This is a genomic window from Deltaproteobacteria bacterium, assembly GCA_018668695.1.
GTDB lineage: Bacteria > Myxococcota > XYA12-FULL-58-9 > XYA12-FULL-58-9 > JABJBS01 > JABJBS01.
The window spans coordinates 1-18,547 of record JABJBS010000173.1 but is presented as its reverse complement, the minus strand read 5'-3'; the positions used below and the strand labels follow the sequence as shown (position 1 = coordinate 18,547).

The window sequence follows — 18,547 nt, the reverse complement described above, 5'->3', positions numbered from 1 at the left end:
TTCGAGGTCGGTGTAGTAAAATCGCTTGTCGGTGCGTAGGTACTGCAAGAACGCTGCAAAAAGGGCGTCACCTTTAAGCTTCTCTGGATTCGGATAATCCGAGCGGGCAATGGTTTGCATCATTTCAGCGCGAATGCGGGCCACTTCGCTTAAACCTGTTTCATGGATCTCTTTGGCCGTCAGCGGCAGCGTAGTGTAGTGCTTGAGGCGAAAGTTATAAAACTCCATGCCTCCAGGGCCATCTTTTGCCGCCGTGGTTTCGCGGCATCCGGGAATATAGGTTTTCTCCAGGTAGTCCGAAAGCTTCTGCATGGCCGGTAGAATCTCATCTTTGATAATCGCCTGGGCCTTCAGCGCCAGAGGATCTGCAGCATCGCGCTTTTTAAAGGGCTTGTAGAGTGGGTGCGTGGTTGGGTCTTCAGTGTAAGAAGCTTTGGTTTGGGTTTCCATCTGGCCCATCACACCGGCCATAACGATTTTGGGCGGGGTGTGGTTCGCCGCAAGGCCCGCTTTGAGGTGATTCAGCGTATTTTCTAAAGAGCCGGCAATTTTACCAATGCGGGTCACATAGTCTTCGTGATGCTTTTCCGTCGTAAACGTGATGCGGTCTGGGAGCTGCGGGAACGATGTGTGGGGCCCGCCCATTTGGGTGATGGGTGTCCACTCGGAGCGGTATTGGGCGCTCTCCATGCTTTCTTCTTGTTCCCAGATAAAGAGTTTGAGGTTGGTTTTGGCCGCTTCACTTAAGCCATCTGTAGAAATGGCTTTGCCCTTTGCAAGCATTGCCTTGGTTGCGGCGCGGCGCTTGGTGATGCCTTCTGGGCTGTTGTCGGTGAGTTCAGCGTCGTAGCGGCGGTCGCCCAGCATACTGGCCCAGGTGGGGTATTTTTTCATGGTGGCTTCATAGTCTTCATCTAGAAGCGCATTCACCACGTGGTCGGGGCTTGAAGCAGGTTCGGGCAGAGTGTGGGCGCAGCCGAAGAGAAGCGTCAGGAGAAGCGTGCCAATGATTGAATGCAGCATTTGAAAAAACCTCTTAAAGTGCTTGGGGCAACGCAGAGGTATCGAGCAGGACAGAAGGAGTAAAGGGCCAGAGGCTTATGAGTGGAGAAGAGATTTACGGAGCGGTTCGGACCACCCGAAACCCCACCACATTGGAGCCGCCGCCATCGAAATTATAGGTCCGTTTGGCTGACCGGCAATCCGTGGGCATACTGCTCCAAGCGCCGCCGCGTAGAACGCGCTGATCTGGAAGGTTGGCTGGAGGTGCATCCGCGCCCATAGGGTCGTCGGTGGCCATGGAGCCGTAATCGAGTGAATAGTAATCCCAAACCCACTCGCGAACATTGCCAGACATATCGTAGAGCCCCCACGCATTGGGCCTTTTGCCTTGAATGACCTGCGACCGGTCGTTGCTGTTGGCGTAATACCAACCAATCTCGTCGAGGTTGGGTTCTGGGGATGCGCCGACGGTGTCGTTGGCTCCGCTGTAGAATGCAGTGGTGGTGCGGGCCCTGGCAGCGTATTCCCATTCGGCTTCTGTGGGCAGGCGATAACCGGTGCAATCAAAACCATGAAAAGTGACTTCAGCGCATTCTTCGCCGGTGCCGATGGTGTTGTTTTCACAGCCGCCAAAGCTGTAACAGCTCTCAAGGCCTTCTGAGTTGCTCTTGAAGTTGGCGTAGAAGAGCGTTTCGTACCAGTTCAAGCTATCTACAGGGCAGAGCGGGCATTGTAGGTTTTCGTTGTCGAGAGACGGGTTCACGGGAAAAATCGCCGACCATTCAGCTTGGGTGACCTCATGGCTGAGCATGTAGAAGTCTCGGGTGATGTTAACCACGCGCTGAGGGCCTTCGTCGGCCATACGGCCCAGCTCAGAATCAGGTGAGCCCATGGTATAGCTTCCTGCAGGAATCAGGACCAGTGTGTTTAAGCCCTCAACATTTCCGTCATTGAGAAACTCGCAGGCTCCGTCGACTTCAGCGAAGCCAGGCAGGCAGCTATCGCAGAAATCTCCGCCATAGCCTAAATCACAGCGGCAAAACGCTTCGTCGGCGCACGTACCATGGTTGTTGCAGGTAAAAGGGATGCCCGTACAGGCTCCGGCACCATCGCAGCGGTCTGTATGGCTGCAGTCTTCATTATCACTGCAAGAGGTTTCGCTGCCTGAATAAGAATATTGGCAGGTGTCTGTTCCGTTGCAGTAACCCACACCGCCGCAGGTTCCAGGCTCGTTTTCGCAGACCAGTTCCTCACCGAGGCAGCTGCCATCGGGTTGGCAGATATCGTTGTAAGTGCAGCTGGTATTGTCGTTACAGGTTGCTCCGGGAGTGGCACTGTAACCTGCCGTGCTGATACTGGGCTGGCAAGTCATACATGAATCGGAAGGAGAGACTGCACCGAGACCAACGCATGATTGGGCGTCGGCATCAAAACAAGATCCTTCGTTACATTTAAAGGTGCACTGCGTACCGTCACAGGCAGGTACTGTATTTTCCGGCGCGAAAAGCACAGTGCAATCGATGGCATCTGGGCCACAAAAGCTGGGCGAGTGTTCGCAGCTTGAAAGGCAGGCATCATCTTCGCTCGAGTTACCATCGTCGCAGCCTTCGCCAGCCAGTGGATTGTGAATACCATCTCCACAAACAGGCGTGGTGCAATTGATGTCGCATTCAGCGGTCATCTCGGTCACATCACAATCTTCGGGAAACTCAATCTCGCCATTGCCGCAAACCGGCTCGGTTTCGACACAGACACGAAAATTCAAGGAGCAAGTGTAGCCATCTGGGCACTCCGCGTTGTTTTCGCAGCTTAAACGGCTGTCTGCAGGTAGGTCGAATGAGAGTAGGCATCCGCTCAGATTGAAGCCGAGAAGCGTGATGGCAATGAGTGCGGGCCACGAAGGCATATAACTTAATCGATGCATATTTTGATTCTGCCAGATTCCAGAGAATTGGCAAAGAGGCATCCATAGTTGCTAGAGAAGAGCTTGCAACGCATAATGGTTGCAGGAGGCCACAGGTTTGTTGAAAGCATACGGAATTCTAATTGCGCTCATAGGCGCTTTGTCGTTCGTACCCCAAGCTGCGCACGCGCAGGCCATAGGGAGTACCTGCTCGCTTGAGCGGGCCATTGATTTTCTAATCACTCAAGACAACGGTGACTATATTGATTTGAAGCTCAGTGCCGGTGAGGTGCTCCGTGTTGTGGGTGGAGACGCTGAGAGCCGCAAAGTGCTTTGGGGGAATTACGAATCAGTGGTGGCGCTGATAACGCTGATGGATTCTTGTGAATGGACCGCACCGGGGCAACAAAGGCGGGCATTACAACCTGAGGCACCGGAAGCGGAGGACTCTTGGTCTTCTTCTGGTTTAGCCGAAGAAATTGAGCCGAAAGGTTCACCTACGTCGAAGAGGTTGGAAGCTGCGCCGGCTCGAACTCCGGCTCCGGCTTTACTTCCAGAAGTGGCCTCACACAAAATTCTCGTGTTTCCTTTAAATACCAATGGCGTGCCCGAGAAGATGGCTGCCTTGGTTACCACGCATCTTGTACGGGAAATTCGCAAGCTCGAAGGTGTAACCGTACTCACCATAGACATGCTTCCCGCTATCATTGGCGAGCGATTTGCCAAATGCAGCAGCTCAGGGCGGCCTGAGTGTTTTGCCGGTGTGGCTGAGCAGAGTGCAGTCAACGAAGCGGTCTTGGGGACGCTCAAAGATACAGCTGAAGGGCGCACCATCGATCTGAAGCGGATTCAGCGTGAAGGCTCAGTGGTACTGGGCAGCGTAAGCGAATCTTTGGATGCAGGGGACAATGCTGCTTTTTTAAGAGCGATTGGTCCCTCGGTTGAAACGCTCTTCGCTGGACAAGCCTTGGCTTTGGGCCGAGTTCGCGGGGTGCGGGCTGATGTGCTGGCCATGATGAATCCGCCACCTATCCCCACGTGGGCAACCTATCTGGTGGGTGGAATTGCCGTGGCTGCCGGAGGTGCAGCTGGCGCCATGGGCTATCTGGCCAAGCAAGAAGAGACGCGCTTTAATTCTCCTGCAGAACCGGGGCCTTACCAAGGTGCCGATTTTGTGAACATTCAAAACCGTGCCACAGGCTATCAGCAAGCAACCAACGCGCTTTTCATTGGCGGCGGGGTGGCCTTGATTGCCAGTGGTATCATGGCTTTGTTTACCGATTGGGATGGCTTTCCCGAGCCAGAATAAGCATTTTTTTCGACCTTGTGCTTCAGTAGCACCCTCGGTAGACCTTCATCGCCGTATTACTTGCGAGGAGAAGGCTATGTCTATCGTTGATTTGCGTTCCGACACTGTTACCCGACCAACCGCTGCCATGAAGCAAGCCATTGTTGATGCACCTCTGGGCGATGATGTGTTTGGAGATGACCCAACCGTTGTTGCTCTTCAGGAAAAGGCCGCCGAGCTGCTTGGCAAAGAGGCTGCTCTTTTTGTTCCCACGGGAACCATGGCCAACCAGGTTTGTATCCGAGCCCACACTGAGCCTGGCGATGAAATCATCTGCAGCGCAGATTCCCACATCTATCTTTATGAAGGCGCAGGCTTTGCAGCGCTCTCCGGGGTATCTGTAGCATGTGTGCAAGGTGAAGCGGGTATCTTAAGCGCCGACGGTGTACGAGCCGCGGTTCGCGCCGAAGGTAGCCTTTCTCACTATCCGGTGACGAGCTTGGTGTGCTTGGAAAATACGGCAAACCGGGGCGGCGGAAGTACCTATCGTATGGAAACGATTCTGGAGATTGCTGAAGTTGCCAAGGAAAAGAAACTCAAGTTGCACCTCGATGGCGCGCGTATGTTTAATGCGGTGGTCGCCAGCGGTATTTCAGCAAAAGAGATGGTTGCGCCTTTTGACAGCATTTCATTTTGTTTGAGCAAGGGTCTGGGTTGCCCGGTGGGAAGCCTGATTGTGGGCTCTCAAGCCTTTATCGACAGGTGTCACCGCTTCCGAAAGATGTTTGGCGGGGGTATGCGTCAGGCGGGTGTTTTGGCTGCAGCTGGCCTTTATGCGCTCGAGAATCACATTGAACGTATGGCCGATGACCACCGACGGGCCCGCGCTCTAGCGGAGGCTATTGGTGCGATTGAAGGCATTGAAGTCTCTTTGGAGTCGGTGAAAACCAACATGGTTTACATCGATATCTCCGGGACTGGCCACGATGCTGCCACAGTGGTGGATAAGCTCAACGCTCAAGAGGTGGCTCTGACCGCAGTGAGTGAGCACAAGCTTAGAGCCGTCACGCATTTAGATGTAGACGATGCCGGTATTCACCAGGCAGTCGCAGCTTTTAATAATCTGTAGAGTTAGGATGGGGCCCGGTAAGCTTTGAGGCGACGGGCCATTCGGTTAAGCCAAGATTAGAGGTTGGCTGTTTTGGGCTTCTTGTATTCGTAAGTCCACACGGAGAAGGTGTCCTCATCGTCCCGGCAGCGCGGAAATCTCATCCTTTTGATGATACGCTCCACGCAAGTTGCGACTTCTTTTGAGGCCTTGGCGCTGGCCGATGTGCTGACTTGAAATGTGCTGCCGTCGGCGCCAATTCCAATATCTGCAGTGACCTTGGTTGGTGTTTTGGTGCCTTTGGCACTGAAGCGGCCATAGCAATGAATAACCTGGCTTTTGACCCGTCCCAAAACCCGCTGAATCTTAGATTTTGCGATGCAGCCCTCCGAGGAAAAGTTCACCACTTCGGGTTTGCCTTGCCACTTAATCAGGCTTTGCTTGGTGTCGATGCCTAGAGACTCAAGAGACACTCGAGGTGTCTTTTCATGAGGTAGCTTTGCGGATACGGAGCTTGCAAGCAAGAGTGAGCTTCCGAACAACAATGCGGTGAAGACGCGTAAATACCTATGTGTTTCAATAAAATTCATGGGCGTATCTTTCTTACCTGGGGAAGGTCTGATGGAAGGAAAGCAGACCAACATACAGTTGACCACCCTAAATGCGTTAAAACCACATGATCTGACTTGTTTAGACTTATATCTGATCAATTTGCGCGTTGCGTTATTGGGTTATGATTGAACATTGATGTAGTTTTGGATTAATTGTGCTGTCTTTTTCAGACCTATGGACGGAGTGAGTTACCGTGGCCGGACGCTATGCGAATTACATTACCGCTGAAGGTGCGGAGCTCCTGCGTAAGGAGTTGACCCGTTTGTGGGATATCGAACGGCCTAGGGTAACCCAGGGCGTATCCGATGCTGCAGCTGAGGGAGACCGTTCCGAGAACGCCGAGTATATTTATGGGAAGAAAAGGCTTCGGGAGATTCACCGTCGCTGCCGTTTCCTTAAGAAACGACTTGAGAACCTAACCGTGGTAAGCGAACAGCCCGCCAATATTGGAAAAGTCTTTTTTGCCAGCTGGGTTCGTGTGGAAGATGAGGACGGAGATGAGAGTCTTTATCGCATCGTGGGCCCGGATGAGACTGATTCCTCGCGAGGCTTTATCAGTATCGAGTCGCCGGTTGGTCGGGCGCTCCTCGGAAAATCATTAGACGATGAAGTGTTGATTCGTATTCCCAAAGGGAACAAGGTCCTGACCATTCTTGAGGTCTCATTTGAGGACCCTCAAACCGCTTAAGCCTCAATATTATGGGCTAAATTGATAGTAGAGCACTTGGCTCTGTCCCTCGCTAAGCTTCCCATTCAGAGAGGCTTTGAGTTTGTCTCCTTCGAGGACACTGAGAGTAAATTCCGATTCAACCACTGCTGATGAACACGCATCTGATGCCTCAACCCAAATCTCGTAAAGTCCCGTACCTGCCCGATTTTGATACCATATTATGCTCTCATGTGGCTGAGTGCTGCACGCGTTACAGTTGCAGTCTTGGCTAATCTCCGCGCCTGATTCCGACTCGTCTTGAGCGATAAAAAGGTGCGTACCATCGGGCTCAATAACGTGAATGTCTAAGTCGTTATGTAAAAAGTTATTAAAGCTGGCGTGAAATTGGAGGCTACTTTCATGGGTGCTTGGGAAGCTAAGAGGTGTCGAGTCTTGGGATTGCTCGCCGCAGCCGAAGAGCCCAACTATGAGTAATAGCGAAAAAGTGAAATGTGGGGTCATGGGTATGTCCTTTGAAATGTGACGCGGTTGATTTGGGTTTGATTCAACCAGGATTCAGAGCGCTGAATTTCATCGGCCAATCCGGGGATTTTAGTGAACACGGCGCCTCTTAAGCTCCGCCGGAAAGTGTTTCAAGAGGTGAGGGTGGTAGCTCTACTGAGCCGTACTCAATGACTATTTCTGGTTATCGAGGGTCTTCCGGCGTGGGGGTTCTGATCCAAGATCAATCCAAGATCAAGTTATACCGCGACGCGTAAAATAATTCTTGCACTTTAGTCCAGAGCTTTGTAGACGGCCACCAACTAACGTTCGTTGGCTATCCCTTTCCCCCCAAATATAGCCAACGGGCTGCGACCCTCAGAACCCCCCAACTGAGGGTCGCAATTTTCCCCTTATGAATCATCATCATTATTGCTTCTTGAAAGTTGTATGACTGTCGGCCTCGCTTGGGTTTATGAAGTGAGCGGTTAAGTTCCCCTGGTGGTAGGTTAGGGTGTTAATAATAACTAGTGAGAATTTACATTCTCATTACTTAATGTTAGGGTCGTTTATGGCGTATTCACTTAAACCTCACACCGGCAAGGCTCGGGAACTCCCCTCGAGCTACTACCTTGCTACCCTTGGCGCAGGCTCACAAAGGGCTACGCAATCCGCACTAAACACCCTTGCAAGCCTGGCATCCAAAGGCATGGCCACGCCCATGAGCTGTCCTTGGTGGCTCTGGACGCCAACACTCTCAGCTCAGGTTCGTGCCCAGCTCCTCAAGCGATACAAACCAACCACGATAAACCGCCACCTCACAGCACTTCGCGGCGTACTCAAGGCGTCATGGCACCTCGGACTCATGACGGAAAAGGCCTACCGGCAGGCAACTGCCTTCTCAAACGAAGATGTCCTGCTGCTCCCAATCGGCAATCAGCCCCTTCAAAACGCCACACTCACCAAGCTATTCAAGACCTGCACCAACGGGACCGCCCGTGCGAGCCGAGATGCCGCCATACTGGCCTTGCTTTATGGTTGTGGACTCAGAAGGCAGGAGCTGACGGCACTCAACCTGAAACACTTCGATGAGAAACAGGGCAGCATTGAAGTACTGCACGGCCGTGGTGCTCAGGCTCGGCTGGTTTACCCGCCTCAAGGCGCCCAAGCAGCACTGAAAGACTGGATGAAACATCGCGGGATGAGCCCGGGTGCGCTTTTTAAAAGAATTCGCCGAGGCGACCACATTCAAAAGCACCGAATGACTGACCAGTCGGTGCTGCTGGTTGTTAAAAACAGAGGGCAGCAAGCGGGGCTAGAGGCGCTTACGGCTCACGAACTGCGGCAAAGCTTTATATCCAACCTTTTGGACCAGGGCGCAGCATTAGGCGCAGTTCAACATCTAGCAGGGCACCGCAATCCGCAATCAACCCTTCGTTACGACCGGAGCGCCGAGAGAGCGAAAGAAGATGCCGCCCGCAAGCTCATGGTGCCTTATAAAAAGCCTCGTACTCCTCCTGGGGCTTGACCCCAAGCAGCCACCTTGCGATTCAACAGTCTCAGAACTCATTCTTACCGAGAGGCTATTACCGTGGATTTTTCGATAGCACCCAAGACACTTGAGATCAGTCAAACCATCCGAGCATTTGTTGAGGAAGAACTCATCCCGCTCGAGCCTCAATTCACCGGAAAAGAGTTCAGAGAGCTCGTACCCTTACTCGCGAAAAAACGTGAAGAGGTTAAGAAGCTGGGCCTCTGGGCTCCGTTCCTTCACAAAGAGCACGGAGGCCTGGGCTTATCCCTGATGGACTTCGGTCATGTAAGCGAGGCACTGGGCTACAGCCCATTGGGACACTATGTATTCAACTGCCAAGCACCTGACGTTGGCAATATGGAAGTTCTCCTTCAGCACGGCACAGACGAACAAAAAGAAAAATACCTCAAACCTTTGATGGCGGGCGAGACTCGAAGCTGCTTTTCAATGACCGAGCCAGAGAATCCTGGCTCCAATCCCACAATAATGGACACCACAGCGGTTCAAGATGGAGATGAATGGGTCATCAACGGCCACAAGTGGTTTACCTCATCGGCCGACGGCTCAGCTTTTGCCATTGTGATGGCAGTGACTCACCCAGAGGCACCACCGCACGGTCGAACAAGCCAAATCATCGTTCCAACCAACACGCCCGGATTTGAGCTTGTGAGAAATATCTCCGTGATGGGTGAGCCCGGGAGCGACTACAACAGTCACGCTGAAATTCGCTACACCGATTGCCGAGTCCCCATGACCAATATTCTTGGTCAAGGAGGCAGCGGCTTTATCATTGCTCAGGAGCGCCTCGGACCAGGACGCATTCATCACTGCATGCGCTGGATTGGCATATGCGAACGGGCCTTCGATTTAATGTGCAAGCGTGCCGCCACGCGTATCATCACACCGGGCCGCACCCTTGGCAGCAAACAGACGATTCAACAGTGGATCGCTGAGAGCCGCGCTGAAATCAATGCCGCACGATTGATGGTTCTGGAAGCAGCGTGGGCCATCGACAAAGACGGCACCTACGCTTCTCGAGATAAAATTTCAGTCATCAAGTTCTATGTAGCTGGGATTCTGCAGCGCATTCTAGACCGCGCCATCCAAACTCATGGCGCAATGGGCATCACGGATGACCTCATTCTGGCATGGTGGTATCGCCACGAGCGCGGCGCCCGAATCTATGATGGTCCCGACGAGGTCCATAAGGCATCGGTCGCCAAGCGAATATTAAAAAGCTACGCAGAGCCTGTGAAGCCATGAGTAAAATCAAAATTGACGCCACACGCGAACCCAGGAGCGGTGAGGAACTTCCCATTGCCGCCCTCGAGGCCTACCTAAAAGCCCACGCACCTGATTTAGCGGGCACCATCGAGGTTGAGCAATTCCCAAAAGGGCACTCAAACCTGACTTATCTGCTTCGCATCGGCGACCGTGAGCTTGTGCTTAGACGTCCACCATTTGGAGCGAAAATCAAAAGTGGCCACGATATGAGCCGCGAATTCAAAGTGCTCAGCGGTCTAAACCCCATTTTTAGCCGAGCGCCCAAACCCTGGGTGTACTGCGACGATGACTCGGTCCTTGGCGCTTCGTTCTACATCATGGAACGCAAACGAGGCATCATCTTGCGCCAAGGCGTTGGAGTGAGTGATGGCCTCTCGGAAGACCTGATGCGCAAGCTTTCCACTTCACTCATCGACACGCTCGCGGATGTACACAACGTCGACATCCAAGCCGCCGGGCTCCAAAGCTTCGGTAAACCCGAGGGCTACGTCGAGCGCCAAGTCAGTGGCTGGACCCGCAGATACCGAGCCGCACAAACAGATGACGTCCAGGTCGTGGAACAAGTAGGGCAGTGGCTCGCTCAAAACATGCCGCCTGACGCCGGTGCGACCCTGATCCACAACGATTACAAGTATGACAATGTTGTTCTTGATCCTGACGACTGGACCAAAATCATCGCTATTCTTGATTGGGAGATGGCGACCGTGGGCGACCCTCTGATGGATCTTGGGACCACACTTGGCTACTGGCTCCAGAAAGACGACCCAGAACCCCTCAAGATGCTGCCCATTGGACCAACTCATCTGCCCGGCAACCTGAGCCGGCAGGACTTTGTGGAGCGCTACAGCAAACGCACTGGGCACAACGTGGACCACGTTCTCTTCTATTATGCCTACGCACTCTTCAAGATTGGCGTCATTGTTCAACAAATCTACGCCCGATTCGTTAAGGGGCACACTCAAGACCCTAGGTTTGCCGTGATGGGTAAGGCTATGGAAATGCTCATGGCACAAGCAGATCGAGCCATCGATAAAGGCCAAATTTACGACCTAAATAGCTAAATAAGCCTCAGAAACTCTTGAAAACTTCCGCAATCCCAAAAAATTGCCTATACTTTTAGGGAGCGGTAAGCGCGTTCAAAACTTACTACTCTCATCTCAAACAAGGTGTAGCGAGCGATGTCGGATCCTAAAACTGTTTTAATTGTTGATGACAGCTTCGTATCCCGCTTATGGGTCGAAACTTTCTTAAAGCAACAGTACTCGAATTGGAACGTTATTATCGCTGAAGGCGGTAAGGACGCACTCATGAAAACGGAATCGGTCCAGCTGGATTTAGCGATTCTCGACATCAATATGCCTGAAATGGATGGCTTTACGCTCGGAGCAGCGCTCAAGAAGAGATTTCCAGACGCCTACATGACGATGCTCACCGCCAACGTCAAAGAAGAGTCTCAGCGTAAAGCTGCGAGTATGGGATTCGGCTTAGTCTCGAAACCAATTTCAAACGACAAGATGAAAGAGATTCTCTCCCATATCGGGGCCTAAATCCGGCCCAACCATCCCCTCAGTCACCATCTTTTGATGAGACCACACCAAAAAAAAAGCCCCAGCATAGCTGAGGCTTTTCCTATCTAACGATTCAATCTAGCTTACTGAGGCACACAACTACCAGAAGAACACTGACCTGAAGCAGCCATGGCTGCCGTACAGCAACTCGCTGGACCAGCCATTAACATATCAAAGATGCCGTTGCAATCGGTATCTGCAGTACATGCGAAGCAGCTGAAGCTCATCGCATCACATGCCTGATTACCAGGGCAGTCTGAATAACTTGTGCAAATATCACCGAGGCCGCCCAGTCCATCGAGTCCGTCAAGACCGCCGCCGCCACCGCCTTCAGGTGTTTCATTTGGATCGATACAAATTCCAGCACTGCACTCAAGCGCATCTGGGCAGGCAACACTTGCGCCACAAGGCTCACATTGGCCCGAGACACAAACACGGCCATATACGTCGCAATCACTTTGGTCGTCACACGATAGGCCTTGGTTTTGTGTAGGAGCACACTGGCCATCCACACAATCATAACCAACAGGGCAGTCCTCAGCTTCTTCGCAGCTACTTCCAGCACCCGTGTCACCTGGGTCAACTTCTGGGTCGATGCTTGGATCCCCACATACGCCACCTTCCATGCAGCTTAAGCCGAGGTCACAGTGGTCGTCTGATAGGCAGTCGACACATGATGATGTGCCAAGGTCACAGAACATACCCATTGGGCAGTCGTTATTGCCTTCGCATGATTGAGTTGGCATATCCGCCGGGAGTACGCAGCTGCCGTTGTCGCAAACTTGGTTTCCAGCACAATCAATATCTTCAGCGCACTCGGCTGAAGCAGCATCACCGTCGGCAGTACCTGAGAAGCAGTCCTCACCGAAGCACTCTGTTGTGCCCATGTTGGGTCGGCCACATCCGTTCAGCAGAAGCGGAAATACTACCGCACCACATAGAATCATAAATAACGGTGACTGAAGTTGATTGATCATTCTCATATGTGTCTCCCCGAGCAATTTATTAAAACCAAAGCAGTTCCCAAGCCGCTCGACGGAACATTAAAGGGTCGGACCCGGATCTGACAAGTCAAAAATGGGAAGTATTCCAAGATAAGCGCATGTAGGTTAACAACTTACATGCCGAATTGGTCACTCCAACCACCCCTATGAGGTCCAATTCAGCGTATATTGGTCGGACCAAATGCGGTCCTCCGACGATAATGCGGTCACACCAATCCACACCAGATCTGATTCTACGCACGCGTAGATTATTGAAATCTAATAAGTTATCACTAATTTAGGCGCATGTAAGCGATCAAGTCGACGATGGGTTGATCATCCAAATCCGCTATAATTCCGACATAATGATCATTTCATGGGTGTCCGTGACCTCAAAGATGCTGTATGTCGGTGTAGCCCAAACTCAGTCATGCTGGTCTTCATGAAAAGGCTCCCTGTGGGGGGAGACTCAAGGACCAATTCAGGAAGGATTTACCGACTATGAAGCTTAAGCGAACTTTGCTCGCCTACGTGGGAGCTTTTGCCATCGCCCTGACAGGATGTGGTTCCGAACCTCAGGCACCTCTCAAAAACCCTGAAAGCGGCACCGAGTCCGTGGACACCAATACAGACACGGGCACACCAGGCACCGATAGCAACACCAATAATGGTGGAGCAACCGATAACAGTGGTACCAACACCGGCAATACCGATACGGGTGGCAGCAATAATAACGACAACGGCGACAATACCGACACCGGCAACAATAATGGTTCAGGTAACAACGACAACGGCAACAATGGTTCCGACAACAGCGGAAGCACAGGCAATACAGCTCCAAGCACTGGCGGAATAGATAATACTGCCGGCTCATGCGAGCCTACGCCGTTTGCATTCTCGGGAGTTTCAGGGTTTGCCAGCGCAGAGAACCAGGTCGCAAAGACTTACGCCACCAACGTTAACGCCGACAATAGCACTGACTTCGTTATCGTAGAGAGTTACCAAGGCGCGCCATACAATGGTCCGACCGCTCCGGGGACATATGAGCTCGATGGTAGCAACTACGCGGATTGCGGTCTGTGCGTATTGGTCTACAAGGGCTGCACGGAAGGTGCCAATGGACTTCAGTGCCAGAAATATTTCTATGCAGAGCAAGGCACAGTTCAAATCAATGAATTGGGCGGCGCGGGTAGCACCTTCGACATCGAACTGCAAAACATGGAACTGGTTGAAGTGACCATCGACTCAACGTTCACATCCGTCCCGGTTCCTAGCGGTGAAAACTGGTGTGCGCATGGCTACAATTGGACGACTGTCCTAGACGACGGCGATGCGCCGGCCGGCTCGACAGGTGGTTCCAGTGATGGCTCCACCGGCGATTCCAGTGGTGGCTCCATCAATCCAGGAACACCCGGAGAATGCTCAGCACCGGAAAATGGCACAGGTACTAACATAGGTGACCAAATTGGAAACTTTACGTTAACCAACTGCAACGGCGATAGCGTTAGCCTGCATGACTCCTGTGGTTCAAGCCGCATCACTTGGCTTATTGGTTCTGCTACTTGGTGTGGATACTGTCCGCAGCAAATCGCAGAAGCTCGTCAAGCTCAGCAGCAGGTAGGCGCAGAAAACCTTGCGTTCTACATTATCGCTGACGACGTAACCAGCCAGTCTGGTTGCTTGAGCTACGCACAATCTGAAGGCGTAGACCCAAGCCAAATGCTTTACGCTACACAGTCCTCAGCCGCCATGAATGCAGTGCTGAACCGCGTAAGTGGTATCGGCCAGGGATTTCCAATGAACGCCATCATGAATGGTTACACAATGGAACTTCTCTACGCGGGCGATGGCTACGCGGAAGGCCTGGGCAACCAGGTTATTGAGGCATTGAATCAGTAAGATTCTAAAGATTGAATGATTGAAAGCCGAGAGCAGCGATACGTTGCTCTCGGCTTTTTTTTGCGGTCACGCCTTTATGCGACTCATGGCGACAGCTATTCCACAGGACTCTTATTGAACTTTAAGACGGTTAAGTTGCTATAGCCGAGCACATAAAGCTCTTTACCTGACCCACTGAACTCAAGCCCAATCATGCCATATTCGACGCTCGTCTTATGAATAAGCTTAAACTTCGAGCCCTGTGTTTCCCAAACATAGAGTTCAAAAAGCCCATTACTTTGCACACCAGTTGCAAAGTAAGCACCATTACTGGCCATTGCCGAATGCAGGCCACCAGTCTCCAAGGTACTCACGTTCTCAAATTGCTGGGTGGCGCAGTGTGTTTCCCACTGCGATTCTGTCGAGTCTCTATTAAGCTTTATAACACCTAGCTGAAGTGGCGATTGAGCTAAGACCGCGGCGCCAATAATCATATGCCGAGCAGAAGCGGTCTGCAGGTTAAACAGCTCAACCTCTCCCCAGCCGCAAAGAGAACTGACATCCATACTCTCAGAACCATTAACAAAGCTGACCGTCTCAATTTGTATTGCTCCGGCGGTAGGCGCGTGGGCAAAACCACCTAAGCCGGGCAACATGGCCACCACTCTCGAATCGTCAGCATCAGGAAGTATATCGGGGGCGGATGCAGGTTGCCGAACATGGCGCTTAAATCCAGCCCAACCTTGGATGGTGTTGGCTGCATCAATCTGGTTACCCAGGGCCACATCCGCCAGGTCCGGGCTTACTAGGATTTTAGCATCAAAATACGCATCTTCGAGAGTTTGGTTATTGAATCTAATAGGCTGCGAGACACTGCTCGAGCGCGACGCGGCCAAATCTGAACTCCAAAAATTCTGCGCCGGTAAATCCGCGAACTCGCCCATGGGGGCAGTCCCTCGAGCCTCGTAGAAAAGCGGCGTACCTCCAGTGCCTTGACCAAGCCCAAGGGTCATCCCAGAACCCAGCGGGGAAACGGATGATAAACCAAGATCCATGCTGAAGTTGGTTGAATCTATCGTACTTAGAGCGCCCGTATCTGCATCTACTCGATAGGCGCTGGAAGACGCCCCGTCATAAACCGATAAATAAGTATCTGATATCGTCTGAATGAAACCGCCACCGATACACGCACCACCAAAAGCAGTGCAACCAAAAGAAGGTGAGCTTACATTCTCTCCGCGCCAATACGGAGCTATCGGAACCAACTTCGACTCTCCGGGCACTGGACCCGACATTCGATGACCATCAAACACCGTCACGTAAGCGCGCAACGAAGAATCTAAGCTGGTAAATACTTGAGGTACACGGAAGGTGATAGAGGTTGGGGTGGACGCAATGGGAGCCACACAAACTCCCTGAACACACACCTCATCTCGAGAAACATCTCCAGTGAACCCACTTCCTTGGATAGTTAGGATATCACCGACGGATATTTCCGGAGGCAATCCCGCAACAACCTGCGGTCCCATCAAAACCATGCCGATGACTGGCTGGTTAATCCCCGGTAAGTTCGCTGCACTCCAAGACGTTGTGGCCTCATCCACGCCCGTACCAAATACAGTCTCATCAAAATCGGTCAGTCCGTCACCGTCAATATCAGATGGTGAATCGTAACTGCGGTAGAGCTGTGTACCCACTGCCCGCAAAGAAATATTCGAAACGTCTTCCGCTATCTCATTAACTTCCTGCGTGACCACAAAACCATCATTCCCTCGGTACTCGAACTTCAGCGAATAAATCACATCCCGTGAGGCATCCATCACCATGTGCGAGATACCGAGGCCCTCGACGAACGATTGCTCTAAATCTCCTACGGACAACTCCCCAGCCGATGGCATCCAATACCATGCAGGACTGCCGCCGTTTGCATCCCAAAGCCCCGCAACCTCCCAGGTCCAACCCCGGAATGCGTCGTAGACCATACCCGTGCGCTGTGCGACCGGCGCACCCAGCGGCGTTTGCCTAATGTCGCTTCCCAGCACAAACCGTTTGTATCGCGGGCTTCCATTCTGAAGATACTTAGCTATTGCAACGCCGCTGTGAGGCTCAATCGTCAAGCTCGATGGTGATTGGTTACTCGCGCCACCTCCTGTTGGGACTGCAGCGATGAGATTAATACCGAACATATTTTCGGAATCGAGTGTGTTGTACCCAACCAAGCACTGACCCGAGAGTAACCAGTACGACCGGTTCATTGGGTTGTAAGCGAAGACTAACTCGTCAGTCGACAATGAAGACCCGCAGCCCCCCTGACCATCTGCTATATTTGTGAAGGAAAGCTGGCTGAACGCAGCTGTTTGCCTGAAATACGTACAATGCTGGACAGTGGGCGCTTCGGTATTGGGAAGCACCAACAATGCTACTTCCGATTCCCAGACCCCGTTTGCAGCCAAGGTATACCCCATGGTCGCATCTAGAATTTTACCAGAGCAAGGTTCACCCTGACCAGGGAGCGTCACTATTGACTCGCTTCCAAGCTCAACCGCTCCAGAAAATGACTGGGCCTGATCCGCCGATTGGTCAGCAGTAAAGAATTCCATGCCGTTTTCACCAACGACAATAAGCCGTTGCTCCACCGGGTCCCAAAGCAGGCGCTTAAGCGAACCCAACAATGAATAACTCACCAGCTGGTGCACGGGGCCTGCTTCAACGTTATCAACAAAGAGTTGATTAAATGCCAGGCTCGCTGGCTGAGTAGGCTGAACGCTGTCTATCGTTGTAAGGGCTTGACCGGATGTAGGCGCTCCCGCAAGACCAAGTTCACTGCGTACCTTACTCATCACATTGAGCTGATGCCCACCACTTACCGACAAGCCAAAGAGAATAGAGGGATCGCGATTCGGGTCATCCGACTGAATACCTTCGCCCGCTTGCTCGCCGATATGAACCACGTAACCACCCCGGTTGGGTCCTAAACCACGCATTGGCAACTCAATGTCAGGGCTTCTACCTAAGACTGGATAATCCGCCGGGAAGTGGAGCCCTACATCGTGAGCGATGAAAGTAGGAGTGGAATCACTAAAACCAAAACCACCCGAAAGCTGATCTGCTTCGCTCCAGACTTCATCATCACCCGGCCGTGAGAGGGTCAATGAAAGCAAGCCTGCACCTGGAAAGAGTTCAGCGTAATTACCGCGATTTAACTCGAGCAAGACCCATTTGGAAACCGTACCCTCAGAAGCCAAGGCCCACTGAAGATTTGTAAGATACGGCGTCTCGAGAACCGCTACTGAGGTGGTGCCATCTGCTTGCGCGATGGTTGCCTCGAGCCTGAGTTCAGTACTGCCCGCCGTTTCGCCTTGCGCTTGATGATAACCCAGCTGAACCCAAAGCTGAACAATTTCTGACTCCTTGGAAATACTCCCGAAGGCAGGCAAAGCTTGTAGAATCATAGGCGTGCTCGTGCTTTCGGCTAAACCCAACACCCGAAATTTCTGATGATTTGAAAACGCAGCTTCGTCATAGCCTTCTAAGCCATACTCTATGGACAAGGCCACCATGCTGTTTTCCAAAGCACCCACATCGCCGCCTGACCCTTCACAATCAACGTAGAGCTGAAGACCTGGAGGCGCAGAGACCCAGCTACAACTCGTGCCAGGGATAGGTTCACCGAGCGTTGTTCCACCTGCTGAAGAGTTCACGGCAACAAGCTGCGGCGTTGAAAGAGCTGTAATATTCTGCAGTGCAGACTCAACTCGAAAGCTCAAAGTCCCACTGAATCCCTCTTCAGCCACCACAATAAATTGACGGTCTCGCTCTTGCTCATTCCAGGCTATCGAAATTTCTACCGGCGTCGCAGCCACGCATTCACCCTCGCCGATACAGACGTAGCCATCTTCACAATCGATAAAATCACACGGGCCCTGGACTGCTGACTCCCGTGTCACAACAACCCGGCCACAGTCTATCGACGGCAAGTCGGCATACCGCACATCAATGGCAGCCCGAATCCAACCCTCAGCAGCCATAGTCACCGTGCCACAGCCAACCCAGTCTGTCTCATGCTCGCAATTGGGCGTATCGCCTTCCGGATCACCTATATGACATTCAAACGGGTAGTCGCTGTCGGCTTCGGCTTCGGAATAAAGAGTGAGCCAATCAATGCTAGGAAGCTCGGCGCCTTCAGCAATCTCGATTGTTTTCGTTTGCGGAAAAACAGGCGGCGCATTGCCCAGAT

Annotated in this window: 14 protein-coding genes; 8 read left to right on the top strand and 6 right to left on the bottom strand. The window is 52.3% G+C overall.

The features are described from left to right. Both HOK28_09260 and HOK28_09255 read right to left on the bottom strand, forming a co-directional pair. On the bottom strand, positions 1 to 1,023 hold a 1,023-nt coding region (locus HOK28_09260; GenBank protein ID MBT6433267.1), incomplete at its 3' end, for a DUF885 domain-containing protein. A 94-nt stretch (positions 1,024 to 1,117) separates the two neighbouring features. Then, the gene (locus HOK28_09255) at positions 1,118 to 2,926 is read right to left on the bottom strand and encodes a formylglycine-generating enzyme family protein (protein ID MBT6433266.1); all 1,809 of its coding nucleotides are present in this window, start codon (positions 2,924 to 2,926) and stop codon (positions 1,118 to 1,120) included. A 97-nt stretch (positions 2,927 to 3,023) separates the two neighbouring features. Here HOK28_09255 and HOK28_09250 point away from each other — a divergent pair, with 97 nt between their 5' ends. Together HOK28_09250 and ltaE are read left to right on the top strand one after the other, a co-directional pair. Beyond that, positions 3,024 to 4,214, top strand: coding sequence for a hypothetical protein (locus HOK28_09250; protein MBT6433265.1), 1,191 nt, complete (start codon positions 3,024 to 3,026; stop codon positions 4,212 to 4,214). A gap of 76 nt (positions 4,215 to 4,290) precedes the next feature. Beyond that, positions 4,291 to 5,322: a low-specificity L-threonine aldolase gene (gene ltaE, locus HOK28_09245; GenBank protein ID MBT6433264.1), complete on the top strand. Its 1,032-nt coding sequence runs from the start codon at positions 4,291 to 4,293 to the stop codon at positions 5,320 to 5,322. A 56-nt stretch (positions 5,323 to 5,378) separates the two neighbouring features. Here the strand turns inward: ltaE and HOK28_09240 are convergent, their stop codons facing one another. Next, positions 5,379 to 5,891, bottom strand: coding sequence for an AgmX/PglI C-terminal domain-containing protein (locus HOK28_09240; GenBank protein MBT6433263.1), 513 nt, complete (start codon positions 5,889 to 5,891; stop codon positions 5,379 to 5,381). A gap of 215 nt (positions 5,892 to 6,106) precedes the next feature. Between HOK28_09240 and greB the strand changes: the two genes are divergently transcribed. After that, positions 6,107 to 6,601: a transcription elongation factor GreB gene (gene greB, locus HOK28_09235; protein ID MBT6433262.1), complete on the top strand. Its 495-nt coding sequence runs from the start codon at positions 6,107 to 6,109 to the stop codon at positions 6,599 to 6,601. A 9-nt stretch (positions 6,602 to 6,610) separates the two neighbouring features. Here the strand turns inward: greB and HOK28_09230 are convergent, their stop codons facing one another. Continuing rightward, entirely contained in the window at positions 6,611 to 7,084 is a 474-nt protein-coding gene (locus HOK28_09230) for a hypothetical protein (GenBank protein ID MBT6433261.1), read from the bottom strand. A 550-nt stretch (positions 7,085 to 7,634) separates the two neighbouring features. Between HOK28_09230 and HOK28_09225 the strand changes: the two genes are divergently transcribed. The 4 genes from HOK28_09225 to HOK28_09210 all read left to right on the top strand — a co-directional run bounded on the left by HOK28_09225 (position 7,635) and on the right by HOK28_09210 (position 11,428). After that, on the top strand, positions 7,635 to 8,591 hold the full coding sequence (locus HOK28_09225; protein MBT6433260.1) for a tyrosine-type recombinase/integrase: 957 nt from the start codon (positions 7,635 to 7,637) through the stop codon (positions 8,589 to 8,591). 63 nt (positions 8,592 to 8,654) lie between these two features. Further along, positions 8,655 to 9,860, top strand: a complete 1,206-nt coding sequence (locus tag HOK28_09220) for an acyl-CoA dehydrogenase (GenBank protein MBT6433259.1) — start codon at positions 8,655 to 8,657, stop codon at positions 9,858 to 9,860. Next, the gene (locus HOK28_09215; GenBank protein MBT6433258.1) at positions 9,857 to 10,942 is read left to right on the top strand and encodes a phosphotransferase family protein; all 1,086 of its coding nucleotides are present in this window, start codon (positions 9,857 to 9,859) and stop codon (positions 10,940 to 10,942) included. Before HOK28_09220 ends, HOK28_09215 begins: the two co-directional genes overlap by 4 nt. Before the next feature lie 117 nt (positions 10,943 to 11,059). Continuing rightward, positions 11,060 to 11,428, top strand: coding sequence for a response regulator (locus HOK28_09210; protein ID MBT6433257.1), 369 nt, complete (start codon positions 11,060 to 11,062; stop codon positions 11,426 to 11,428). 104 nt (positions 11,429 to 11,532) lie between these two features. On the opposite strand, the gene HOK28_09205 is transcribed toward HOK28_09210, so the two are convergent. Further along, on the bottom strand, positions 11,533 to 12,432 hold the full coding sequence (locus HOK28_09205; protein ID MBT6433256.1) for a hypothetical protein: 900 nt from the start codon (positions 12,430 to 12,432) through the stop codon (positions 11,533 to 11,535). 501 nt (positions 12,433 to 12,933) lie between these two features. Here HOK28_09205 and HOK28_09200 point away from each other — a divergent pair. After that, positions 12,934 to 14,331, top strand: coding sequence for a redoxin domain-containing protein (locus tag HOK28_09200; protein ID MBT6433255.1), 1,398 nt, complete (start codon positions 12,934 to 12,936; stop codon positions 14,329 to 14,331). Between the two features lie 95 nt (positions 14,332 to 14,426). On the opposite strand, the gene HOK28_09195 is transcribed toward HOK28_09200, so the two are convergent. Then, positions 14,427 to 18,547: hypothetical protein (locus HOK28_09195; GenBank protein MBT6433254.1), on the bottom strand; the 4,121-nt coding region annotated here is incomplete at its 5' end.